This is a genomic window from Amycolatopsis sp. lyj-84, assembly GCF_046549075.1.
Lineage (GTDB): Bacteria > Actinomycetota > Actinomycetes > Mycobacteriales > Pseudonocardiaceae > Amycolatopsis.
In genome coordinates this window covers 661458-683631 of the sequence record NZ_JAJPWO010000002.1, presented here as the reverse complement: position 1 = coordinate 683631, position 22174 = coordinate 661458, and the positions used below count along the sequence as shown (strand labels likewise).

General features: G+C 70.0%; 19 protein-coding genes. 14 read left to right on the top strand and 5 right to left on the bottom strand.

Annotated features, from left to right (window positions below):
• The 6 genes from ACLJRM_RS08250 to ACLJRM_RS08225 are packed head-to-tail and all read left to right on the top strand — an operon-like array spanning window position 1 to window position 6090.
• On the top strand, window positions 1-753 hold the full coding sequence (locus ACLJRM_RS08250) for a hypothetical protein (protein WP_101611384.1): 753 nt from the start codon (window positions 1-3) through the stop codon (window positions 751-753).
• Entirely contained in the window at window positions 750-1445 is a 696-nt protein-coding gene (locus ACLJRM_RS08245) for a hypothetical protein (RefSeq protein ID WP_410662688.1), read from the top strand. The genes ACLJRM_RS08250 and ACLJRM_RS08245 overlap by 4 nt, the downstream gene beginning before the upstream one ends.
• On the top strand, window positions 1442-2671 hold the full coding sequence (locus ACLJRM_RS08240) for an MFS transporter (RefSeq protein ID WP_410662687.1): 1230 nt from the start codon (window positions 1442-1444) through the stop codon (window positions 2669-2671). Before ACLJRM_RS08245 ends, ACLJRM_RS08240 begins: the two co-directional genes overlap by 4 nt.
• Window positions 2668-3771 carry a hypothetical protein gene (locus tag ACLJRM_RS08235; RefSeq protein WP_410662686.1) on the top strand — a complete coding sequence of 368 codons (1104 nt, stop codon included), beginning with the start codon at window positions 2668-2670 and terminating at the stop codon, window positions 3769-3771. Before ACLJRM_RS08240 ends, ACLJRM_RS08235 begins: the two co-directional genes overlap by 4 nt.
• Window positions 3768-4916 (top strand): hypothetical protein, encoded by a 1149-nt coding sequence (locus ACLJRM_RS08230; protein WP_410662685.1) that lies wholly within the window; start codon window positions 3768-3770, stop codon window positions 4914-4916. The genes ACLJRM_RS08235 and ACLJRM_RS08230 overlap by 4 nt, the downstream gene beginning before the upstream one ends.
• A complete protein-coding gene (locus ACLJRM_RS08225; RefSeq protein WP_410662684.1) occupies window positions 4900-6090 on the top strand; it encodes a cytochrome P450 family protein in 1191 nt (396 codons plus the stop codon). The genes ACLJRM_RS08230 and ACLJRM_RS08225 overlap by 17 nt, the downstream gene beginning before the upstream one ends.
• Before the next feature lie 198 nt (window positions 6091-6288).
• Here the strand turns inward: ACLJRM_RS08225 and ACLJRM_RS08220 are convergent, their stop codons facing one another.
• The 4 genes from ACLJRM_RS08220 to ACLJRM_RS08205 all read right to left on the bottom strand — a co-directional run bounded on the left by ACLJRM_RS08220 (window position 6289) and on the right by ACLJRM_RS08205 (window position 10584).
• Window positions 6289-6894 carry a DUF305 domain-containing protein gene (locus ACLJRM_RS08220; protein ID WP_101611380.1) on the bottom strand — a complete coding sequence of 202 codons (606 nt, stop codon included), beginning with the start codon at window positions 6892-6894 and terminating at the stop codon, window positions 6289-6291.
• A 10-nt stretch (window positions 6895-6904) separates the two neighbouring features.
• Complete coding sequence (locus tag ACLJRM_RS08215) at window positions 6905-7660, bottom strand: lytic polysaccharide monooxygenase (protein ID WP_101611379.1); 756 nt, start codon at window positions 7658-7660, stop codon at window positions 6905-6907.
• A 158-nt stretch (window positions 7661-7818) separates the two neighbouring features.
• Window positions 7819-8919, bottom strand: a complete 1101-nt coding sequence (locus ACLJRM_RS08210; RefSeq protein ID WP_410662851.1) for a globin domain-containing protein — start codon at window positions 8917-8919, stop codon at window positions 7819-7821.
• Between the two features lie 459 nt (window positions 8920-9378).
• Window positions 9379-10584 (bottom strand): globin domain-containing protein, encoded by a 1206-nt coding sequence (locus ACLJRM_RS08205; RefSeq protein WP_410662683.1) that lies wholly within the window; start codon window positions 10582-10584, stop codon window positions 9379-9381.
• 269 nt (window positions 10585-10853) lie between these two features.
• Here ACLJRM_RS08205 and ACLJRM_RS08200 point away from each other — a divergent pair, with 269 nt between their 5' ends.
• The 4 genes from ACLJRM_RS08200 (at window position 10854) to ACLJRM_RS08185 (ending at window position 16160) form a co-directional block, all read left to right on the top strand.
• Entirely contained in the window at window positions 10854-11318 is a 465-nt protein-coding gene (locus ACLJRM_RS08200; protein WP_101611378.1) for a MarR family winged helix-turn-helix transcriptional regulator, read from the top strand.
• A gap of 75 nt (window positions 11319-11393) precedes the next feature.
• Entirely contained in the window at window positions 11394-12593 is a 1200-nt protein-coding gene (locus ACLJRM_RS08195; RefSeq protein WP_101611377.1) for an MFS transporter, read from the top strand.
• 71 nt (window positions 12594-12664) lie between these two features.
• Window positions 12665-15262 (top strand): ATP-dependent chaperone ClpB, encoded by a 2598-nt coding sequence (gene clpB, locus ACLJRM_RS08190; RefSeq protein ID WP_101611376.1) that lies wholly within the window; start codon window positions 12665-12667, stop codon window positions 15260-15262.
• A gap of 187 nt (window positions 15263-15449) precedes the next feature.
• Window positions 15450-16160: a hypothetical protein gene (locus ACLJRM_RS08185; RefSeq protein ID WP_101611375.1), complete on the top strand. Its 711-nt coding sequence runs from the start codon at window positions 15450-15452 to the stop codon at window positions 16158-16160.
• A gap of 51 nt (window positions 16161-16211) precedes the next feature.
• Here the strand turns inward: ACLJRM_RS08185 and ACLJRM_RS08180 are convergent, their stop codons facing one another.
• Window positions 16212-17345, bottom strand: a complete 1134-nt coding sequence (locus ACLJRM_RS08180; RefSeq protein WP_410662682.1) for a hypothetical protein — start codon at window positions 17343-17345, stop codon at window positions 16212-16214.
• 105 nt (window positions 17346-17450) lie between these two features.
• Here ACLJRM_RS08180 and ACLJRM_RS08175 point away from each other — a divergent pair, with 105 nt between their 5' ends.
• From ACLJRM_RS08175 to ACLJRM_RS08160, 4 genes are all read left to right on the top strand, one after another.
• Window positions 17451-18218, top strand: coding sequence for an SDR family NAD(P)-dependent oxidoreductase (locus ACLJRM_RS08175; protein WP_410662681.1), 768 nt, complete (start codon window positions 17451-17453; stop codon window positions 18216-18218).
• A gap of 69 nt (window positions 18219-18287) precedes the next feature.
• Entirely contained in the window at window positions 18288-18782 is a 495-nt protein-coding gene (locus ACLJRM_RS08170) for a PepSY domain-containing protein (RefSeq protein ID WP_410662680.1), read from the top strand.
• A 71-nt stretch (window positions 18783-18853) separates the two neighbouring features.
• Window positions 18854-19612, top strand: coding sequence for an ABC transporter ATP-binding protein (locus tag ACLJRM_RS08165; RefSeq protein ID WP_101611370.1), 759 nt, complete (start codon window positions 18854-18856; stop codon window positions 19610-19612).
• Window positions 19612-22146: an FtsX-like permease family protein gene (locus ACLJRM_RS08160; protein WP_410662679.1), complete on the top strand. Its 2535-nt coding sequence runs from the start codon at window positions 19612-19614 to the stop codon at window positions 22144-22146. The genes ACLJRM_RS08165 and ACLJRM_RS08160 overlap by 1 nt, the downstream gene beginning before the upstream one ends.
• Window positions 22147-22174: the final 28 nt, after the last annotated feature.

Sequence of the window (22174 nt, the reverse complement as noted above, 5' to 3'; positions counted from 1 at the left end):
TTGCCCACCACCGATTCCGTCGGCCTGCTGTTGTCCCGGTTCGCCGAGGTCGTCAGGCGGACCGAGGACTCCTATGGCCCGCACTCGCAGGCGAGGGTGTTCGTCCTCTACGAGGAGCTGATCGCGTTGCGGACGGTGCTGACCGCGGACCCGGGCGAGGAGCGGGTCGCCACCCGGATCCGCGAGCTGAGTGCGCTGATCGGCCAGGCCTATCTCTCCTCCGCAGGCGCCGCGCCACCTCCCCGGCGAAGGGTGCTCTCGGCGGATCCACCGTTGCTGGAGTTCGACCGCGAACTGTTCGAGGAGCGCTATCGTTCCGTCTGCGACGCCGTCCTCGCGGACACGATCGAGCTGCGCGATCCGGTGGAACCGTTGCGGCACTTGACTTCCGGCATCTCCTACATGTTCGTCATCGACGAAGACGAGCGGCTGCTGGTCTGGACGCGGCCGTTCGAACTGGTCGATCTGATCTTCGGGCGCAACCGCGCCAGCGTGGACGGTGTCCCGGTCGCGCATCCGATGCTGGTCCCCGACCGCCTGCTCGCCCGCGCGGCGGGCGAAATCGTGCTCATCGGCGCGGACCGGGTCGCGATGGTCGTCGCCAACACCAAGTCCGGGCACTTCCAGCCGCCCCTGCAGTCGGTCGCGGTGGTGCGGGAGACCTTCCGCCGGGTCTTCGGGCTGACCGAGCCGGACATCGACGTCTTCCACCTCTTCCCGCCTGCCTCGCCGGACGAAAGGACGGGCCGATGACCCGGATCGTGGGTGTCGAGCACGAAAGCAAATGGGCACTCGACCACGCCGAAGCAGGCGCGGATCCGTTGCGGTGGCTCGATTCCCCCGCTGTCCGCGAGAACCTCACCGAACTCACCGAGACGGTGATCGCGACCCAGAGCATCCTGTACCTCGACGACGCCGAGCGCAGCCTCACCACCGACGGCCACTCGTTGCGCATCGCCGCGAACCAGGGGGCGCTGGCCGGGATCGGCTGGATCGGGATCAAGCAGACCATCGACTGGGAGGGCCGCCGGGACGCGCTGGAGATCTCCGAGCGGATCGACCCCGGCGAGCTGACGGCGGTGCTGACCGCCGGGGACGTCCTGCCGCTGCGCCATCTCCGGAACCTCGGACTGGTGCGAGGGCCGCTGGAGACGGTGGGGATCACCAGCCAGCGGCGGATCAAGCGCTTCGGCACGCTCGCCGGCGGCCACCCGTGCGTGTTCAGTGTCGATCTCGTCGAGTTCCGGCGGCCGGACGGGGAGATCACGCCGATCGGCCGGTACGCCTGCCTGGAGGCCGAGGTCAACCAGTCCTCGTTGCCGTGCCTGGAGGCCTTCGACGAGTTCTGCGGGGCCGTCGACGGATGGCTCGGCTCGCCGCGGGAATCGCGGACCAAGGCGCAGCTGGCGGTCGCCGCGGCGGACGCGGCGCGGCTTCCACGATGACGGCGGTCGCCGGCGCCGAGGTCAAGGAGCGGCTCGGGCGGCCGTTCTGGTGGCTGTGGGCCGGGCAGTCGTTGTCCGGGCTCGGCGGCACGGCGCAGTCGCTGGCCATGCCGCTGTGGGTGCTGCAGGTGACCGGTTCCGCGAGCCTGACCGGCGGCGCGTTCGTCGCCGGCCTGCTGCCCCGGATCGTGTTCTCGCCATGGGCCGGCGTGCTGGCCGACCGGTTCGACCGGCGCGGACTGTCCATCGTGCTCAATCTCCTCGCCGGTGCGGTCACCCTCGTGCTGCTGCTCGTGGTGGAACTGCGGAACATCCCGCTGTACTACGTGCTGACCGTGTTGCTCGGCACGGTCAGCACGCTCAACTCGGCGGTGCTGCCCAGCCTCACGCCCGCCTTGGTGCCCGCATCGCGCCTGGCCGCCGCCGACGCCGCGCAAGAGGTGACCAACGGCGCGATCCTCGCTCTTGGCCCGTTGCTGGGGGCGGCCGTCGCGGTCGGGCTCGGCTTTTCCGGTGCGGTGGCGGCGAACGCGGCCAGTTTCGTGCTCGCCGCGCTGCTCACCTTGCCGATACCGCGTCAACAGCCCGCCGCACGGGGCAGGAGCAGCCCGCTCGCCATGCTGCGTGACGGCGTGCGGGCCCTGACCGGCGACCGTCTACTTCGGACGGCCGTGCTGGCCGAGGCGTCACTCTTCGCCTGCCTCGGTGCCGTTCCGCAGTTCGCGGTGGTGCTGGTGGGCGCGGACGGCCGGACCGCGCAGGCGGGACTGTTCGCCTCCGCGATGGGCGTCGGCTGGCTGACGATGTCGGCGTCGGTGGCCAAACGGCGGGGCGCGCTCAACCCGGCCGTGATGGTGACCGTGGGCGCCGCGCTGGCCGCGCCGGTGATCGGCCTCGTGGTCCTGTGCGCGCACGCCTCGCCGGTCTGGGTCTTTCTCGCCGGATTCGTGGCCGGGGCGCACAACCTGCTTTTCGCGATGCCCAACACGCTGCTGTGCCAGCGACACGCGGATCCGGCCACGCTCGGTCGGGTGCTGGCGTTCCGGCGGTCGTTCGTCGTCTCGGCGCAGTGTGTTTCCCTTGCCCTGGTCACCTTCCTGACACCCATCTGGGGGGCGGGGCCGGTGCTCGCCGTCGCCGGGATCGCCGCCACGGTCATCGCCCTGCCGACGGCCGTCGTCGCGGCGCGACTGGCCCGGAACCTGCCGAAGGCGGTGACGGCGTGAGTCCCGCATCCGACGCGGCCATCGTCGATCTCCCTTGCGGATACCTGGACGATCCCGAAGGTCTCGAAGGTCTCGCCGCGCTGGCGGCGCGGTGGATCGCGGCCACCCCGGGCGGTTCGCTGCGGGAGGAACTGGGCTGGCACACCCGGCACCGGCTCGAAGGGCACGTTTCCTCGTTCTCCTACTGGACGGCGATGGGTGATCTGGGCAGGCTGGCCGGTCACTACGAGTCCCGCTTCGGCGGACCGGCCACCCGGCAGCTGGCCGGATTGCGCGAGGCACAGACGCGGTTGCTGCGCAGTCGCTCGGGGAACCTCTATCTGCGGATGCTCGACACGATCGAGACAGCGGCTTCCGGGAAAGTCCACTGTGGACCATTGGGCGACGTCGAATCGATGGCGCGGGTCTCGGCGGAAGACGTCAAGGAGTACCTGGACCGCTGCCGGGAGACGGGCATCGACGTCCACTACGCGAGTGGCGCGTCCCTCGGCCCGGTCGTCCATCGGAGCGATGCCGCGAACCCTTGGCGCGGTGGCCTGGTCACCGCGCCGGTACCCGAGGAGACCAGCGCCAGGGTCGCGGTCCGGCTGCCGCTGCGGGCGGACACGCTGCCGGACGGCGCGTTACCGCTGCTGGTCGAGTCGCTGGGCACGGGAGCCGAGGGCCGGTTGATCAGGCTGCTGCGCGGGGCGCGCGGTCTCGCCTACGGGGTCGCCGCGCTGAGCTGGGACGAAGGCGCCGGAGGGGCGAGCGTGGGCGGCTACGCGCTCGTGGATCCCGGGCGCGTGGCCGAAACCGCGACGCTCCTGCTCGACGTGGTGCGCGAGGCGCTGTGCCAGCCGGTTTCCGCCGAACTGGCCGACGCGGCGGTGCGCTGCCGCACGTTGCTGCTCGTCCAAGCCGACGAGCCGTTCGGCGCGGTGGCCGACCGGCGACGTCGGGCGCGGGGTGAACTCCCGCTGGGACGGCTCGCCGAAGCGGTGGCGGAACGGGCGGAGGAAGGTCTCGACCTCGGCGTCCCCGACTCGGCTCCGCCCGCCGTCGCGGTCACCGGCGAAGTGCGCCCGGACCAGCTTTCCCGGTTGGAGTCCCTGACATGACCGTGCCCGAAGAGACCGTGGTTTCCGGGCTCCGCGTCCGGCTGCTCCCGGTGCCCGGCGCGCATACCGTCGGCGCCTGCCTGCGGGTTTCCGCCGGATCCAGCGCGGATCCCCCGTTCCCCTGGGGGACGGCCCATCTGACCGAGCACCTCCGGATCGCCGCCGCGCTGGACGGCAGTTCCCGGTCGCACCTCACCGGCCACACGGGCAACGCGGAGACCCGCTTCACCGTGGCCGCGGTGCCCGAACACGGCGACCGGGTCGTCCGGACGCTGGTCCGGCTGCTCGACCCGGCGTGGTCCGGCGCCGCCGCACTCGAAGCCGAACGGCACGCGGTGGCGCTGGAAATGCGCGCCGGGGCGGTCAATCCGTTGGTACTGCTCGGTCCTGCCGCCGCCGAAGCCGCCGTGCCCGAGGGACGGTCGGCCGATACCGCCCGCGCCGACGGGGAAAGCCTCGACCGGATCACCCTCGACGACGTCGCCAGGTTCACCGCCGAACACTATCGGCCCGAAAACGCGGTCCTGGTCCTCGCGGCGCCTTCGCTGGACCGGGAACGCGTACTGGACGTCATCGCCTCCGCCCTGCCGTCACCGAGCGCGCCGGTGACACCCGGGAATGGCGACGCGGAAAGGCGTCCGCTCGTCCTTCCGTCCGATGTGGACGGACTGACGGTGCTCACCCTGCCGTGCGCGGTCAGCGACCTCGTGGGCCGCTCTGCCGTCCGGGCCCTGACTTCACCGTCCGGCCCGCTCGCGACGCGGACCGCCCGTGCCGGTTTCCCGTTGGTGGGCTCCACCGTCATCGCCGCCGAGAACCACGAGGTCACCGTGCTGTGCTGGCGTGACGAACGGTCGGACCGTCGGCTGCGGGACGCGCTGACGAGCGCCTTCGCGGCCGAGGACGAAGGCGTCGCGGCCTGGCACGGTGCCGACCGGCGGGAGTACCAGGAACGGGCGTTCGCGGGTGTTTCGCCGCTCGGCCGGGCTCAACTGGCCTTGGTACCACCGTCGCCGGTACCCGGCGCGCGAACGATGCCCGGGGAGTTGCGCCGGGCGGCGGGATCGGCGCGCCTGTGGCGGCTGCGCGCCGGAGTACTGCACGCCGAAGACCTTCCGAAGGAGCACTGTGATCAGCAGTTCTGAAATCATCGACCTGCCCGAGGATCTCTACCGCGATCCGTATGCCGTGCTGGCCGGACTCCGGGAGCGGGGACCGGTGCATCGCGTCCGGTGGCCGAGCGGCGGCGAGGTTTGGCTGGTTGTCGGCTACGACGAGGCCTTCGACGCGCTGGCGGAGCCGACCCTGATCAAGAACTGGCTGCGCGCCACCGGCCGGATCGGGCCCGGCGCGATCGGGGCCAACATGATCTCCAGTGACCCGCCGGACCACACCCGGCTGCGCAGGCTGGTCTCACGGTCGTTCACCGCCCGCCGGGTCGCCGCGCTGATCCCGCGCGTCGAAGCGATCGCCGTCGAACTCGCCGACCGGATGGCCGCCGCCGTCGGCCCGCGCGACCTGATCGCCGAGTTCGCCTTTCCGCTGCCCGTCTCGGTCATCTCCGAACTGCTCGGAGTGCCGTTCCTGGACAGGGCGGAGTTCTCCGCGCTGTGCGGCCGGATCATGGCCTCCGCCGGGGACGCCTCGGCGGGCCCGATCGACGTCGAGGAGATCAACCGGTACTTCGACGGCCTGATCGAGCGGAAACGGGCCGACCCGGGTGAAGACCTGCTCAGCGCGCTGATCCGGACCACCGACGAGGACGCCGACCGGTTGAGCCAGGCCGAACTCCGGGCCACGACCTTCCTGCTTCTCGTGGCGGGGCACGTCACCAGCACGAACCTGATCGCCAACGGAGTCCTCGCGCTGCTCGACCACCCGGATCAGCTCGCCGCGCTGCGTGCCGACTGGGATCTGCTGCCGCGTGCCGTCGAGGAAATCCTGCGCTACGACGGACCTCAGCCGTTCTCCACCCGCAGGTTCACGACCACGCACTGGCCGGTGGGCGAATCGGGAACGGTGATCCCGCCCGGGGAGACGGTGATGATCGCCCTCGCCGCGGCGGGTCGCGATCCGGAGCGCTTCCCCCGGCCCGGCGGCTTCGACATCCACCGCGCCGCGACCGGCCACCTCGCGTTCGGCCACGGCATCCACTACTGCCTCGGCGCGCCGCTGGCCCGGATCCAGGTGAGCACCGCGCTCCGGGTCCTGCTGACCCGGTTCCCGGATCTCGCCCTGGCGTCCGGGCAGGACCGCTCCTGGCGGCGCACGCTGATCTCGCGCGGCGTCACCGAACTTCCCGTCCTACTCGGCTCGTGAGTGGTAAGGACGGTTAGACCGGAATCTCACCGTGTCAGGTTCGAGTGGGGAGGATTTGGGACGTTGAACGTCTCAAATCCTCCCCACTCGCCCACATCGGCATCCAGAACAAGGTTTACAAGCTCACCGAGATGACATCAGTATCCAGTGGGCAGGCAAATACAGGTCCACCAGAACCGTCCTTACCACTCACGAGGTTCACTGGCCGGGGACCAGGGTGCGGATCTGCTGGACCTCGCCGGTACGCGAGTCCATGATCCGCTGGGCCAGTGCCTTCGACTCCGGGTTCTTGCCGTCCTTCAGCTCGGTCCTCGCCAGCGCGACCCCGTTGTGCTGGTGCGCGACGAAGATGTCGGCGAAGTCGAGCGTGAACTCCTGGCCGTCCTTTTTGGACAGTGCCTCGAGTAGGCCCTTGTCCGTGAGCCCGTCGCCACCGTGATGGTGGTGCGCGTGCGGATCCATCGAGCCCGTCTCGGGTTTGCCCCAGGCCTTCAGCCAGTTGCGCATGTCGGTGCTCTCGGTCTGCTGCGTCGCCTCGATGGCGGCCGCGAGATTCTTGAGCTCCTCCTTCTGCGCCTGTTTGGCGGGCACCAGCTTGACGATCTCCACGCCCTGGCTGTTGTGGGCGAGCATCATCTGCAGGAACATCACGTCGGCGTCGTTGTACTCCGCGGACGCCGGGGCGCCCGTGGCCGACTGGGGAACCGGGGAGATCGGGGCGCCTGCGGTGTTGGGTGAGCCATCGCCGGCCCCGCAGCCCACGAGGGCCACGAGACCGGCGACGAGAACGAGGGCGAGCTTCACTGCCGTGTCCTCACTGCCGAGACCACAGCGCCGGGGTGTTCGGGGGTTCCCAGCCCTGGATCGCCGTGTGTGCCAGCTGGCAGCGGTAGCTCGCGCCGCCGTAGGTCACCGTGCTGCCGACCGCGTAGGCCGTCCCGGTCGCCCAGGTGCCGCCGGCGGGCGGGTTGCTGGTGCTGGTCGGCGGGTTCGACGTCGACGGCGGGTTGCTCGTGGTCGGCGGGTTGCTGGTGCTGGTGGGCGGGTTGCCGCCGCCGATCTGCAGGTCGATGCAGCTGTAGAAGGCCATCGGCGTGTCCGCGATGTTCCAGATGGCGAGTACCTTCTGGCGGCCGCTGAAGCCGTTCAAGCTCACCGTGTGGGACGTCGGGTCCTTCGGCGCGGAGTTGTTCCCGCTGATGTCGGCGATCTTGGTGCCGCCGATGTAGTACTCGTAGTTCGTGGTCCGGTGGTAGGCGGTGAACTTCCAGTTGAAGGTCACGCTGTTGCCGACCGACGCGGCGGGCCACGACTTCGATTCGTCGTTGAGCTGCGCGAACCCCGGGACGCCGCCGTTGCAGCTGCGGAGCCCCTTGGGGCCCTCGACACTCTGGGGTTCGTAGACGATGCTGCCGCAGCCCGAAACCTTGCCCTGGGCGCAGTTCGCCTGGCGGCTGGGCGGGGTCAGCACGTAGCCGTGCGCGCTGGCCACCTGCGGGATGGCCACGATGGCGATCGGGGCGAGGATCGCACCGGCGGCGGCTGCCACGAGTTTGCGTTTGACGGTCATGCCGGCTCCTGGGGTGGAACGACGGTGTTCCCGTGAGGGGGAGCAATGTGGTCTAGACCATAAATCCGACGGTGACCGTGGTCAATGATTCACAGACCTACTGCTGCATAGAGCCCAGGTAGAACAGCCGAACGGCCTAATACGAACGAACCACTGGATCAGTCCAGGGTGAAGGGGTCGTACTTGATCCGCGCCAGGTCCGTGCCGGCGGCGAGCAGTTTCGCGATCGTCGCGCGGATCATCGACGGTGACCCGGCGACGTACACGTCGCGGTCCTTCCAGTCGCCGCGCTGCGTGACAGCCATGGCCAGCGTGCCGCGGTCACCGCCGGTGATGGTGCCTTCCTCGGTCACCGGTGTCACCGTCAGCCAAGGGCAGGTGACGGTCAGCCCGCGGAGCTCGTCGAGGGCGTAGAGGTCTTCCGGCTTCCGGCCGCCGAAGAACAGGTGCACCGGCGGGTTGCTCCGCCAGCGTGACATGTCGTCGAGCAGGGCGAGCAGCGGCGCGATCCCGGTGCCCCCGCCGACCATCAGCAGCGGACGGCTTTCCGTGTGGTGCACCGAAAGTGCGCCGAGAGAGGGGCCGAGACGCCAGACGTCACCGACCCGGGTGTGGCGGACGATCGCGCGCGAGACCCAGCCGCCGCGCACGGCGTGCACGTGGAACTCCATCGTCCCGTCGTCGTGCGGCGCGGTGGCGGGTGAGAAGTACCGCCACATCCGGGGCCTCTGGGGGACCTCGACGCTGACGTAACCGCCGGCGCGGTACGGGAGCGGCTGATCCGTGCGCACCTTGATGATGGCGACGTCGCGGGACGCGAGACGGTGTTCGATGACCGTCGCCTTCCACCACGCGGGCCCGATCTCCTTGCCCGCGGCTTCGCGCATGCTCTTCGAAATGACGCCGTACGCGGTGACCCAGGCGTCTTCCACCTCCGGCGTCCAGTCGTCCTTCAGGAACCTTTTCAGCGCGGCGATGAGCGCGACGCCGACAGCGTCGTAGTGGCGGCCGAGGACATCGAACTTCCGGTGGTCGCGGCCGAGTTGGGCGAGGAAGGTGGTCAGTTCGTCGGGCCGGTCCACCATCTGCACGACGTAGACGAGGGCGCGCAGTAAACGATTTCGTTGCGTGGCCATGTTGATCGGGAACAATGCCCTGGCGTCCGGCGAAACGGAGAAGAGTACCCCGTAGAAGTACTGGGACAGCTCTTCGGCTCTCGTTTCGACGGAGGCGAAACTCTCCCGGATGAGCTTCGCCATCTGGACGGTCTTGTCCGCGGCGGGTGCTTCGACCAGGGGCGGGACCGGAACCGGTGAAGATCTCGACGAACTCGGTGGATGTTCGTATTTCACTGTTTCTGCTGTCATGGGTGAACGATGTTCTCCTGTTTGATCGGGCATATTCTCCAGACCCGATGTCGTGATGGTGCGGTTGTTCCTCTGAAGGTTCTCGACTGTATGCCCGAAAGTCGTAAAAGGATCCGCGAATGGATGTTTCCCGCTCGAACGGACCAAACGATATACACGCCGTCAACCCCATCTGGCACTAAGTAAAGGTGATCATGCGCGAGCGATTTCCGTTGCTCACCAGTGTTTTTTCGCCAGTTCGCGGCGAAACATGATCCGCCGATCGGGTGGCGTTCTTTCCGCGATTAGCCGGTTACGTAACGGCAGGCGCTGTTTTGCTGATCTCCATTGTGGAGTCGCATTCACCGGGGTCTAGTCGATGGTGAAGGGGTCGTACGTGATCTGGTCGAGCGCGCTGCCCGCGACCAGCATCCGGGACACCGTCGCGCGGATCATCGTCGGCGAACCGGACACGAGAATGCGGTGCCCTGGCCAGGATCCGTTCTGGGTGACGGCTTCCGCGAGGGTGCCCTGGACGCAACCGGGCGCTTCCTCGCCGCGCTCGACCACCGGGGTCACGGTGAGCCAGGGGTTCGTGGCCGCGAGAGCGCGTAACTCGTCGAGGTCGTACAGGTCCTCACGCGACGGTCCACCGTAGAACAGCTGGACCTTGGGATTCTCGCCCCACTGCGCGAGGTCGTCCAGAATGGCGCGCAACGGCGCGACGCCGGTGCCGCCCGCGATCATCAGGACGGGGCGGCCGTCGGCGCGGTCGATCGAAAGCCTGCCCAGCGGCGGACCCAGCCGCCAGACGTCGCCCGGCTGCGTGTGACTCACGATCGCGCGGGACACCCAGCCACCGTCGACGGCGCGCACGTGGAACTCGATGCCGCCGTCCTCGCGCGGCGCGTTCGCCGGCGACAGATAGCGCCAGAGCCTCGGCCGCTGCGGGACTTCGACACTCATGTACTGCCCCGGCTGGTACGGCACCGGGAATTCGGGCTGGACGCGGACCAGGGCGAGATCCCAGGTGAGCCGCCGGTGTTCGAGCACGGTGGCCGACCACGACGCGGGGTTGACGTCGGCCGCGGCGGCCTCCTGCATCGCCCGGGCGACGATGGTGAACGCCTCCGCCCAGGCCCGTTCGACCTCCGGTGTCCAGTCCGGACCGAGGTGGTTCTTGAGCGAAGCGAGCAGCGCGGTGCCGACGGCCTCGTAATGCCGCGGGATGACGCCGAACTTGCGGTGGTCGCGGCCGAGCTGCGTCAGGAACGGCACGAGGTCGTCCGGCCGGTCGACCATCTGCACGATGTGAACCAGCGCCCGCACCAGCCTGCCGCGCTGGACCTCCATGTTGATCGGGAAGAAGTCCCGGGTCGCGGGCGCGAGGGTGAACAGCATCCCGTAGAAGAACTGGGAGATCTCCGGGATGAAGGGTTCCGACTTCGCCCACGTGTCACGGATGAGCCGCACCATCGCGGTGACCGCGGGCGGGGCCTCCCTCGGTGCCGAGGATCGAGGGACCGGGCTGACCGCGTCGGCCGTCACGGGCTGGGAGTCGCTGATCGGGAAGTGCATACCGGAAGGGGAATCCGCTGGATCACGGACGGGGGACCACTGGAGAAGAATTCACGGATCATTCACCTCTCCGGTCAGTGGCTGTCGGCCGGTCGGCTGGTTCCGGCTCGCTCGCGAGACTAGCCGCCGGGAGACCTTTTGCCTGCATCGTTGCTCCGGACGGGTGTACTCGAATCCGGGTCGCAGTGGGCGATCTCACGAGGTAAATAGTTGCCTTACGCAAGTGTCGCCGAATAAAGTTGTACTGTACAAGTAGCTGGGAGGCAACGATGAGCTCCGCCGACGACGCCAGGGTCGAACTGATGCGTGAGCTGAAGGCCGCCTCCCAGCTGCAGCACGCTTGGATCATGCAGGCCTGGCAGGACGACCCCGGTCTGCATCCGGCGGCCGCGATGCTGCTGTCCGACCTCGCGAAGCATGGCGAGGCGCGCCCCTCGGAGCTGGCCAAACGGCGCTTTGTGGACCTCTCCGTCGTGAGCAGGCAAATCTCCCAGCTGTCCGCGGCGGGCATGGTCGACCGCCGACCCGCGCCCGAGGACGGCCGCGCGTCGATCATCAGCATCTCCGAACAGGGCCACGAGGAACTGGGCCGCCGCCGGGCCGGCTATCTGAAGTTCATGGAGCGTGCGCTCGGTGACTGGGACGAGGAGAAGGTCCTCGAACTGACCACGCGCCTGGCGGAGATGAACGCCGACGTTCGCGCTGTCCTGTCGGTACGGACTTGCGACGTCTGACGGCGGCCATTGCTACCCGTCGGTCTTGACTGAACGGACCTTTCGTAGCGCTGTGGCGCCGGTAGCGTCGAAGTTGTGCGGAGCAGGGTCGCGTTGCTGGTCGCTTTGGGAATCGACAACTTCGGCTCGGGACTCTTCCTCCCGCTGGGCCTCGTCTTCGTCATCCGTGTGGTGGGTCTTCCACTCGCCCAGGCGGGGGCTGCGGTCACGCTCGGTGCGCTGGCCGGTCTGCTCGTCCCCGTGTTCGCGGGGCGGTTCGTGGATCTTTTCGGCCCGCGGACGGTGATGATCTGCTCCCACCTCCTCCAGGCCGCCGGGGCGGGCGCGTTCCTGCTGGCCGGCGGTTTCACCGGCGTCGTCGGGGCGTCGGTCATGCTCGCGGCCGGACAACAGTTGTTCTACAGCTCGCAGTTCTCGCTCATCGCCGACGTCGCGGGCGAAGGGCCGAAGGACCGGCCGTTCGCCGAAGCCGCGATGGTGCGCTCCGCGGGCTTCGGGCTCGGCGGGCTCGCGGCCGCAGGGTTGCTGGTGTGGGTCGGGCGCGAGGGACTGTATGTCGCCGTCATCCTCGACGTCTTCACGTTCGTCGTCGCCGCGGCGATTCTCGCGACGCTGGTGCCGCCGGTCCAGCGGCGAGTGCGACGGCTTTCGAACCCCGCCGGCGTTTGGCGAAATCGCCCCTACCTGGCGCTGATCGTGTTCAGCGGGCTCTTCGCGCTCACGATGGACTTCTTCCTCATCGGAATGCCGGTGTACGTCTTCAACGCGCTGCAGGGTCCTGGGTGGCTTCCCGGCGCGATCATCGCGCTGCTCACCGTCGTCACCAGTCTGGGTGGTGTCGCCGGGTTGCGGCTCACCCGGAGGCTGACCCGGATCGCCGCGATGCGCGCGGGCTCGGCGCTGTTCGCGGTGTGGTGCCTGGCGTGCCTCGCGGTGGTGCTCGTGCCGAAGGTTCTCCAGCCGGTTTACCTGCTCGGCGCGACCCTCGTGCTGGCCGCGGGCGATCTCGCGTTCGGCCCGCGGTCCGGGGCGCTCGCCGAAGCCGCGGCACCACCCGAGGCGCGAGGCCGGTACTTGGCGGCTTTCCAATACGCGTTCACCCTCGCCGCGGTGATCGCTCCGGCCGTCGTCGCGCTGTTCTCCGTGGCAGTCTGGATCCCGTGGGTGCTCGTCGCCGCGTGCGCCTGCGCGGCCGTCGTCGGCCTCGGCCGGGTGGGCCCGCGGTTGCCCGCGGAAGCCGTCTCGCCGACCGGAGTTCGACCTATTCAGAGTTGAGCGGAACAGACTCAACTTTTCTGACGTTGTACCTGTCGACAGACTTGGAAACAGCTAGTACGAGGTGAGGGATGGACGCTTTCAACCCGACCACGAAGACCCAGCAGGCGATCTCGTCGGCGGCGCAGGCGGCCACGATGGCGGGGAACCCGCACGTGGCGGCCGCGCATCTGCTCGGCGCCCTGCTGGCGCAGGGTGAGGGGCTCACCGCACCGCTGCTGACCGCGGTCGGGGCCGACCCCGCGCAGGTGCACAAGGAGCTGGAGCCGCTGATCGCGGCGCTGCCGTCGGCGACCGGCGCCACCGTGTCGAGCCCGCAGTTCGACGCGCACGCGGTCAAGGCGCTGACGCACGCGCAGAAGCTCGCGACCGAACTCGGCGACGAGTACGTCTCGACGGAGCACCTTCTCGTCGGCCTCGCCACCGAAGGCGGCCCGGTGGCCGACCTGCTCAAACGGCACGGCGCCACCCCGGACGCGCTGCGCGAGGCGTTCGCCAAGGTGCGCGGCTCCGCGCGGATCACCAGCGCGGATCCGGAGAGCACGTTCAAGGCGCTGGAGAAGTACGGCGTCGACCTGACCGAGCGCGCCCGTGCCGGCGAGCTGGACCCGGTGATCGGCCGCGACACCGAGATCCGCCGCGTGGTGCAGGTGCTCTCACGCCGGACCAAGAACAACCCGGTGCTCATCGGCGAGCCCGGCGTCGGCAAGACCGCCATCGTCGAGGGGCTCGCCCAGCGGATCATCGCCGGTGACGTGCCGGAGTCGCTGCGGGGCAAGCGCGTGGTGGCGCTGGACCTCGGTTCGATGGTCGCGGGAGCCAAGTTCCGCGGCGAGTTCGAAGAGCGGCTGAAGGCCGTGCTCAAGGAGATCACCGACTCCGCGGGCGAGGTCGTCACCTTCATCGACGAGCTGCACACCATCGTCGGCGCGGGCGCGACCGGCGAGGGCGCGATGGACGCGGGCAACATGATCAAGCCGATGCTCGCCCGCGGCGAGCTGCGGATGGTCGGCGCGACCACGCTCGACGAGTACCGCCAGCACATCGAGAAGGACGCCGCGCTGGAGCGGCGCTTCCAGCAGGTGCTGGTCGGCGAACCGTCACCCGAGGACACCATCGCCATCCTGCGCGGGCTCAAGGAGCGGTACGAGGTGCACCACGGGGTGCGCATCACCGACGCCGCGCTGGTCGCCGCCGCGACGCTGTCCGACCGCTACATCACCGCCCGGTTCCTGCCGGACAAGGCGATCGACCTGGTCGACGAGGCCGCGTCGAAGCTCCGCATGGAGATCGACTCCCGGCCGGTCGAGATCGACGAGGTCGAGCGCGCGGTGCGGCGGATGGAGATCGAGGAGATGGCGCTGTCCAAAGAGGACGATGTCGCCTCCAAGGAACGACTCGCCGCGTTGCGTTCGGAACTGGCCGAGAAGCGGGAGACGCTGACGGCGCTGACCGCCCGCTGGCAGAACGAGAAGGGCTCGATCGAACGCGTCCGCGAGCTCAAGGAGCAGCTGGAGCAGCTGCGCGGCGAGTCCGAACGCGCCGAACGCGACGGCGACCTCGGCAAGGCCGCCGAACTCCGCTACGGCCGGATTCCCGCGCTGGAGAAGGAGTTCCAGGCCGCGACCGAAGCCAACGAGGTCAGCCAGCAGAACGTCATGCTGAAGGAGGAGGTCAGCGCGGACGACGTCGCCGACGTGGTCAGCGCGTGGACCGGCATCCCGGCGGGACGGCTGCTGGAGGGCGAGACGGGCAAGCTGCTCCGCATGGAGGAGGAACTCGGCAGGCGGGTCATCGGGCAGAAGGAGGCCGTGCAGGTCGTCTCGGACGCGGTGCGCCGCACCAGGGCGGGCGTCGCGGACCCCGACCGGCCGACCGGTTCGTTCCTGTTCCTCGGCCCGACCGGCGTCGGCAAGACCGAGCTGGCGAAGGCCCTCGCCGAGTTCCTGTTCGACGACGAACGCGCGATGCTGCGGATCGACATGAGCGAGTACGCCGAGAAGCATTCGGTGGCGCGCCTGGTCGGGGCGCCGCCGGGGTACGTCGGCTACGACCAGGGTGGGCAGCTGACCGAGTCCGTGCGCAGGCGGCCGTACTCGGTGGTGCTGCTGGACGAGGTCGAGAAGGCGCACCCGGACGTGTTCGACGTGCTCCTCCAGGTGCTCGACGACGGACGGCTCACCGACGGCCAGGGCCGCACGGTGGACTTCCGCAACACCATCCTGGTGCTGACCTCGAACCTCGGTTCGCAGGCCATCGCCGACCCGTCGCTCGACGAGCGGCAGCGCAACGACGCGGTGATGTCGGTGGTGCAGCGGCAGTTCAAACCGGAGTTCCTGAACCGGCTGGACGACATCGTGGTCTTCCACGCGCTCGGCACCGACGAGCTGACGTCCATTGTGGACATCCAGATCGACAGGCTTGCCTCGCGGCTGGCGCGGCGCCGCCTGACGCTGGACGTCACCGCCGGGGCGCGCGAGTGGCTCGCGCTGAACGGCTTCGACCCGATCTACGGCGCGCGGCCGCTGCGGCGGCTGGTGCAGTCGGCGATCGGCGACAAGCTGGCGAAACAGTTGCTGGGCGGTGAGGTCCGGGACGGCGACACGGTCCGGGTCGACATTCCGGCCCAGGAGGCGTCGGAAGCCCTGACGGTCACCCGGGTGGACTGACAGCGGCCTCGTGAGTGGCAAGGACGGTTCTAACCGTCCTTGCCACTCACGAGCCTTGGCGACACGGCGACTTGTCGACGTTTTCCCGCGTCTTTCGTGGTCTTTCCCCCGCCCGCCACCGAAAGGTGGGCGCGACACGGCGCCCGGCGATCACATCCGGTGAGGGCAGGGGGATACCCTGACCGTCGTGGGTATTCCGGCGTGGATCTGGTTCGTCATCGCCGCCGTCGCCTTGGTGGCGGGGCTGGCGCTGCTCGCGGCCGACCGGGCGAAGGAGGGCTCGCGCAATCGCGAGCGAATGCGCTGGGCCGAGCTGCGCGGCTGGCAGTTCGTCGAGGAGGACGAGCGGTTGCCGCGGCAGTGGTCCGGCGGCGCGATCGGGTACTTCGGCGCGCAGGTGGCGGTCAACGTCGTGGCCGGGTCCACCTTCACCTCCGACGGGAGGCGCCCCGTCTTCATCTTCGACATCGAGACCGAGGGCCAGATCCCGGCGGTCGTGGTCGCCGTGCGCTGCAACCGCGTGCACGAGACGCCGCTGGAGATGTGGTTGTCCAGCGTGCCGTTCCAGCGCCAGGACATGCCCGAGATGCTCGGCCCGATCGGCCAGCGCTATGCCTTCGCGGACGATTCCGAGGGTGCCCGCAAGGTGATCACCCAGGAACTCGTCGACGCGGCCGACTCGCTCGGCGGCGACGTCGGCGTGGCGTGGCTGGAGAACGAGTGGGTGCTCGCGAGCGTCGCGCCGAACGCCGGTCCGTCGCGGCTCGAGCGGCTGCTGCGCGACCTCGGCGAGATCGCCGACATCGTGGACCCGTTCGACGAGGAGTACGACAACGCCCAGGCCCCGGGTCGTCACTGGCAGGCCGAGGCCGCCGATGACATCGAGCCCAAGAGCTGAGTAGTCAGGCGCAGCCTGTCCATTGAGGGTGGCGGCGGGGCGGGGTCCGGGCTAGGACGGCTTGAGCTCCAGCGGGAGTGCGCTCGCGGTCATGCCGGTGTGCGCCGGCTGACCGAGCACGGTCAGGTCGAGCGTCCCGGACTGCGTCAGACGCCCGGCCTGTGCCGGATCGGTCGTGGGCAGCACTCCGCGCAGCGAAGTCGTCGCGGTGCCGCGGGCGGACGCCACGTCGCCGATGCCGAGGTCGCCGCTGATCGTGTTCGCGCCGGATCCGGTGAGCCCCGCGCCGCGCTGCGCCAGATCCGCGTCCTGCCCGGTGGTCACCAGCCCCGTCGCCGGGCCGACGGTGCCGCCGAGCGCGTGTTCCTGGCCGAAATCGGCGCCCGAGCCGACGTCCAGCGGCAGGACACCCTCGAACCGGCCGCCGCCGTGCTGTGCCGACGTCGTCCCGACGGCCGCGAAGTCACCGAGGTCGACGGCGTGCCCGGAAGACCGTCCCGTCTCCAGCATTCCGCCGAGGTCGCCGGAGAATCCGCCGTCGAGCCGCAGGGCCCTGCCGAGTCCTCCGGCGGCGTGCTGTTCGGTCTCGTTGATCACGCCGACGCCGGGCAGCGGGCGGACGGAGTGATAGGTCCCCTCGGAAGCGCCGACACCACGGCTGTCCTGGGAGACGAGGCTGGGGGTGCCCGTGCGCGGGTCGAGCGCCGCCTCGGTCAGCCGCGCGCCGGATCGCTCGAGTTTGGTCTCGTTCCCGGCCACGACACTGCCGTAACGGTCGAGCTTCACCGTGTCCCGCTGGCCTTGCGTGACAGCCTCAGCGGTCTTCGCCGCGGCGAGCGCGCCGACCTTGTCGGGCCGGACGGTGACGCCGTCGCGGGTCTCGATGGTCTCGCTCGCCGACCGGCGGACGTCCGCGACGATCTTCGCGTCGCCGAGGTCCTTGCTGTAGACGTTCCGTTCGGTGCTGGTCAGGAAGCCGCGAAGGACGGACGTGTCCCCTTCGCTCGTGAAGCCGACCCCGCGTTCGAGGGTGCCTTCGCGCTGATGATCGAGAGGAAGCGGGATCGCCGGATCCGTCTGGGCGGCGAGCGCGGTGGCCGGACCGGCGAACAACAACGCCAGCGGCGCGGCGCCGGCCGCGACTTTGGGCAGGTAGCTCGGCTTGCGCCTGCTGTGCTTCCCCATGGTGCGGGACGATACTTCCCGGCTTGGGCCGATGCACGTCAAGTCCCCACGGTGGGTGACACTCACACTGGACTCCGGGACCCGACTGAGGAGTAGGTTCCCGGTATGACATCCACCGCCCTGATCACCGGCGCCACCGCCGGCATCGGCGCGCAGTTCGCGCGCAGGCTCGCCGCCGAGGCGTACGACCTCGTGCTCGTCGCCCGCGACGTCGACAGGCTGGAGAGCTTCGCCGCGGAGCTGGTCGAGGCGCACGGGGTCGACGTCGTCGTGCTGCCCGCCGATCTGTCCGAAGTGGACGGACGTGCGCTGGTCGAGGCCCGGCTCGCCGACGAGCCCGTGGATCTCCTGGTGAACAACGCGGGCTTCGGCCTCAACGGGGATTTCTGGACCATTCCGCCGGACGCGCTGCAGCGTCAGCTCGACGTCAACGTCACCGCGGTCCTGCGGCTCACCCGCGCCGCGCTGCCGGGGATGATCGAACGCGGCGAAGGCGCGATCATCAACGTCAGCTCGGTCGCCGGCTTCTTCAGCGGCCGCGGTTCGACGTACACGGCCAGCAAGAACTGGGTCACTTCGTTCACCGAGGGCATCGCGGCCTCGCTGCCGAAGAGCATCCGCATGATGGCGCTCTGCCCCGGGTTCACCACCACGGAGTTCCACGAGCGGGCCGGGCTGGACCGGCCGGGCCCCAAGGCGTTCTGGCTCGGCGTCGACCAGGTCGTGGACGAGGCGCTCGCGGATCTGCGCCGCGGCAAGGTGATCTCGGTGCCGAGCCTGCAGTACAAGGCGCTCGTCGCGGTCGGCGGGCTGCTGCCGAGGGCGGTGCTGCGCAAACTCGGCGGTGGGTTCGGGGGCAAGGGCTGTACCTGAGGGTCGAGTGAGACCGGCACCTCGCCGGGTGGCGGTTCGAGCCCGTGCCGGGCGGGTATCTCTCCGATCATGAGGTCATCACGTCTTGTCGCGGCCGGAGTGCTGACGCTGGCCTTGGCCGCCTGTTCCACCGAGCCGCCGGCGGGCCCGCCGCCACCGGCGCCGGGCGGAGAGAGCGCGCAGCCGGTGAAGGCGATCGAAGCGGCGGCGGGCGCCTTGCCCGACGGGAAAGTCTTCGACGTGGAACACGCCAACGACGGCTGGGAGATCAAGGTCGCGTCGAACGGGCAGGAACACAAGGTGCGCGTGAGCCGCGACGGTGCTCGGATCCTCGGCAAGCAGCAAACGGCCAAACCGAGCGACGACTTGGCGAAGGCCGAACAAGCGAGTGTCGACGCGGTCAAGGCGCTGCGGTCCGCGCAGCAGCGTCAGCCCGGTGAGCTGGACGAGATGGAGATCGATCGCGCCGCCGACGGCACCGTTGTCTGGGAGGTCGGGCTTCGCGACGGTACGGGGACCGAGCACGAGGTCATCGTGGACGCCAAGACCGGCGAGGTGAGGTAGGGCGCGCCCTACCAAGGAGACGCACGTTTGCCCCAGGGTGCTTCCGACCTGGGATTCCTAGGGTTTTCACCATGAACACTGGGTGGAACGGTGACGCGGTCCGGCTCGACGGCGTCCGCAAGGAATACGGCAAGGGCGTCATCGCTCTGGACGGGGTGACGCTGGCGTTCCCGCGCGGCGGCTTCACCGCGGTGATGGGACCTTCGGGTTCGGGCAAGAGCACTTTCCTGCACTGCGCGGCCGGGCTGGACAGGCCGACGTCGGGGTCCGTCGTGCTCGACGGGCAGGAGCTGGCCGGGATGAGCGAGACGAAGCTGACGAAGCTGCGCCGCGACCGGGTCGGCTTCATTTTCCAGGCCTTCAACCTGCTTCCGGCGCTGACCGTCGAGCAGAACGTCACGCTTCCCCAGCAACTCGCCGGTGCCAAGCCGGACCGCCGCGTCGTCGAGGAGATCCTCACCCGCGTCGGGCTTTCCGGCCGCCGCAAGCACCTTCCCGGTGAACTTTCCGGCGGGCAGGCACAACGCGTCGCGATCGCGCGAGCGCTCGTCACCCGGCCCGCGGTGGTCTTCGCCGACGAGCCGACCGGCGCCCTCGACACCCGCACCGCCGCCGAAGTCCTCGAACTGCTGCGTGCTTCGGTCCGCACGACCGGCCAGACGGTGATCATGGTGACCCACGACCCGATGGCCGCCTCCTACGCCGACCGCGTCATCTTCCTCGCCGACGGCCGGATCGCCGACGAACTGCACGCACCGACCGCGGACGTCGTCGCCGAGCGCATGACCCACCTGGGTGCCTGGGGCAGCCCCGTGCGGGCGGGTGCGTGATGCTGCGACTCGCCTTCCGGACCCTGCGCCTGCGCAAGGGCGGATTCATCGGCACCTTCATCGCCGTCTTCTTCGGCGCGCTGATCGTCGCCTCCTGCGGTGGCCTGATGGAGACCGGGATCCGCAGCAACGCGGAACCCCAGCGGCTCGCGGCCGCCCCGATCCTCGTCACCGGCGGGCAGACCTTCGCTCTGCCCAAGGAAGACCCGGCCTCCCTCGACGCCGACGACAGGCGCAAGTTCGAGGACGCGCGGCTCCCCGAGCGCGTCCGGCTCGACAACGGCCTGGTCTCCCGGCTGCGGTCCGTGCCCGGCGTTTCGGACGTCGTCGGCGAAGTGAGCTTCCCGCTCGCGGCGAGCGGGCGACCGGCACTCGGCCACACCTGGGATTCCGCCGCGCTGACCCCGTACGCGCTGGTCGCGGGTGCCGTGCCCGCCGCGGGCGAGGTCGTCGTCGAGTCCGCGTCCGGGTTGGAGCCCGGCGATCTCGTCGACATCGCCGCGCGCGGCGAGACCGAATCGTTCCGGGTGGCCGGGGTGGCGGGGGCGCCGCGGTCGATCACGCAGGCCGCCGTGTTCTTCTCCGCCACCGACGCCGCCCGGCTTTCCGGGCACCCCGGCAAGGCCGACGTCATCGGCGTCTTCACCAAGCCGGGCGCCGATCTCGAAGAGGTGCAGGCGAACGTCGCCAAGGCCGCGGCCGGGGCGACCGTCCTGAGCGGCATCGACCGCGGCGTCGCGGAATTCCCCGAGGCCGAGTCGAGCGGTTCCAACCTGATCGTCATCGCCGCGGTGTCCGGCGGGCTCTCGGTGATGGTCGCGATGTTCGTCGTCGCGAGCACGCTGAGCCTGTCCACCCAGCAGCGTTCGCGGGAACTCGCCCTGATGCGGGCGATCGGCACGACGCCGCGCCAGCTTCGCCGGATGGTCCTCGGCGAGGCGTTGGCCGTCGGCCTGCTCGCCACCGCGCTCGCCGCCGCCCTCGGTCCGCTCCTCGGCGAGTGGCTGTTCGGCCAACTGGTCGAGAACGGTGTGGTGCCCGGGGTTCTGCGGTTCTACCAAGGCTGGCTGCCGTCGGTCGTCGGCGCGGGCGCCGCGATCCTCGCGGTGTTCATCGCCGCCTTCATGGCGGGCCGCCGGGCCGGGAAGATCCGGCCGACCGAGGCGCTCGCCGAGGCCGCGGTCACCCGCCGCTGGCTGACCCCGACGCGTTTCGTGCTCGCGGCACTCTGCTTCGGTGGCGGCACCGCGCTGGCCATCGTGACCGTCGCGGTGATGACCGGTCCGGTCGCGGCCAGCACCGCCGGGCCCGCGGTGATCCTGTGGGCGCTCGGCGTCGCGATGATCACCCCCGGCGTCGCGAAGGTGATGACGGCGATCCTGCGATGGCCGATGCGCCTGCTCGGCGGGATCGACGGGCACCTCGCCGTGCTCAACACCCGCGCCGGAATCGTCCGGGCGGCGGGCGCGGTCACCCCGATCATGCTCGCCGTCGGGATCGCGACCGCGAACATCTACCTGCAGACCACCCAGCAGGAGCTGGCCGACCAGGCGTTCACCGAGGACGTCCGCGCCGACGCCGTGATCGGTTCGAACGCGGGCGGGCTGTCGCCGGACCTGGTCCAGCGGATCCAGGCCGTGCCCGGGGTCGCCGGCGCGTCCGAGTACGTCACCAGCAGCGTGTTCCTCGAGGATCCGTACGACTCCTCCGACGACGGACGCCCGGCGATCGGCCTCACCGCGTCCGGTGCGGGCGCGACGACCGACACCAAGGTGACCCAGGGGGACCTGAAGGCGCTGACCGGCCGGAGCGTCGCGCTCCCCGAGGTCTTCGCGAAGGACTTCAACCGCGGCATCGGCGACACGCTGAGCCTGAGGCTCGGCGACGGCACCCCTGCCGACGTCAAGGTCGTCGCGGTGATCAGCCAGCGGCCCGGCTTCGAGAGCCTGCTGCTCCCGGCCGATCTCCTGGCCCCGCACACCACCGCCGGGCTCGCCGGGCAGCTGCTGGTCCGCGCCACCCCGGACGTCGATCCCGCGGCGCTGACCGAACGGCTTCGCGAGGTGACGGCCGGGCTGCCGGTGTCCGTCGGCGACCGGGACGCGCTCGTCGCGGCGCACGCGAAGGACCAGGCCGTCGGCGCGTGGGTGAACTACCTGCTGGTCGGGATGATCATCGCCTACACGGTGATTTCGGTGGCCAACACGCTGGTGATGGCGACCGTGCGCCGTCGCCGTGAGTTCGGGTTGCAGCGGCTCACCGGTTCGACCAGGGCGCAGGTGCTGCGGATGGCGGGCTTCGAGGGCGGGCTCGTCGCGCTGATCGGGATCGTGCTCGGCACCGTCGTCTCGGCGGGCGCGATCGTCCCGTTCTGCCTGGTGGCGGCCGATTCCCTGCTGCCGATGGGCTCGCCGCTGATCTACCTGTCCATCATCGGCCTCGCCGCGGTGCTCGCGCTGACGGCGACCCTGGTCCCGGCCTGGGCGGCCACCCGCGGTCAGGCCGTGGACGCCGCGACCACCGGCAGTGATTGACCACACCACGGCAAACACCCCGGTGGTG

What these genes read in the sequence shown, in the direction of transcription:
- ACLJRM_RS08210 (WP_410662851.1), bottom strand. Translation starts at nt 8,919, where the DNA reads ATGGCGAAGCTCATCCGGGAGAGTTTCGCCTCCGTCGAAACGAGAGCC.
- ACLJRM_RS08245 (WP_410662688.1), top strand. Translation starts at nt 750, where the DNA reads ATGACCCGGATCGTGGGTGTCGAGCACGAAAGCAAATGGGCACTCGAC.
- ACLJRM_RS08230 (WP_410662685.1), top strand. Translation starts at nt 3,768, where the DNA reads ATGACCGTGCCCGAAGAGACCGTGGTTTCCGGGCTCCGCGTCCGGCTG.
- ACLJRM_RS08175 (WP_410662681.1), top strand. Translation starts at nt 17,451, where the DNA reads ATGACATCCACCGCCCTGATCACCGGCGCCACCGCCGGCATCGGCGCG.
- ACLJRM_RS08205 (WP_410662683.1), bottom strand. Translation starts at nt 10,584, where the DNA reads ATGCACTTCCCGATCAGCGACTCCCAGCCCGTGACGGCCGACGCGGTC.
- ACLJRM_RS08240 (WP_410662687.1), top strand. Translation starts at nt 1,442, where the DNA reads ATGACGGCGGTCGCCGGCGCCGAGGTCAAGGAGCGGCTCGGGCGGCCG.
- ACLJRM_RS08200 (WP_101611378.1), top strand. Translation starts at nt 10,854, where the DNA reads ATGAGCTCCGCCGACGACGCCAGGGTCGAACTGATGCGTGAGCTGAAG.
- ACLJRM_RS08180 (WP_410662682.1), bottom strand. Translation starts at nt 17,345, where the DNA reads ATGGGGAAGCACAGCAGGCGCAAGCCGAGCTACCTGCCCAAAGTCGCG.
- ACLJRM_RS08165 (WP_101611370.1), top strand. Translation starts at nt 18,854, where the DNA reads ATGAACACTGGGTGGAACGGTGACGCGGTCCGGCTCGACGGCGTCCGC.
- clpB (WP_101611376.1), top strand. Translation starts at nt 12,665, where the DNA reads ATGGACGCTTTCAACCCGACCACGAAGACCCAGCAGGCGATCTCGTCG.
- ACLJRM_RS08160 (WP_410662679.1), top strand. Translation starts at nt 19,612, where the DNA reads ATGCTGCGACTCGCCTTCCGGACCCTGCGCCTGCGCAAGGGCGGATTC.
- ACLJRM_RS08170 (WP_410662680.1), top strand. Translation starts at nt 18,288, where the DNA reads ATGAGGTCATCACGTCTTGTCGCGGCCGGAGTGCTGACGCTGGCCTTG.
- ACLJRM_RS08215 (WP_101611379.1), bottom strand. Translation starts at nt 7,660, where the DNA reads ATGACCGTCAAACGCAAACTCGTGGCAGCCGCCGCCGGTGCGATCCTC.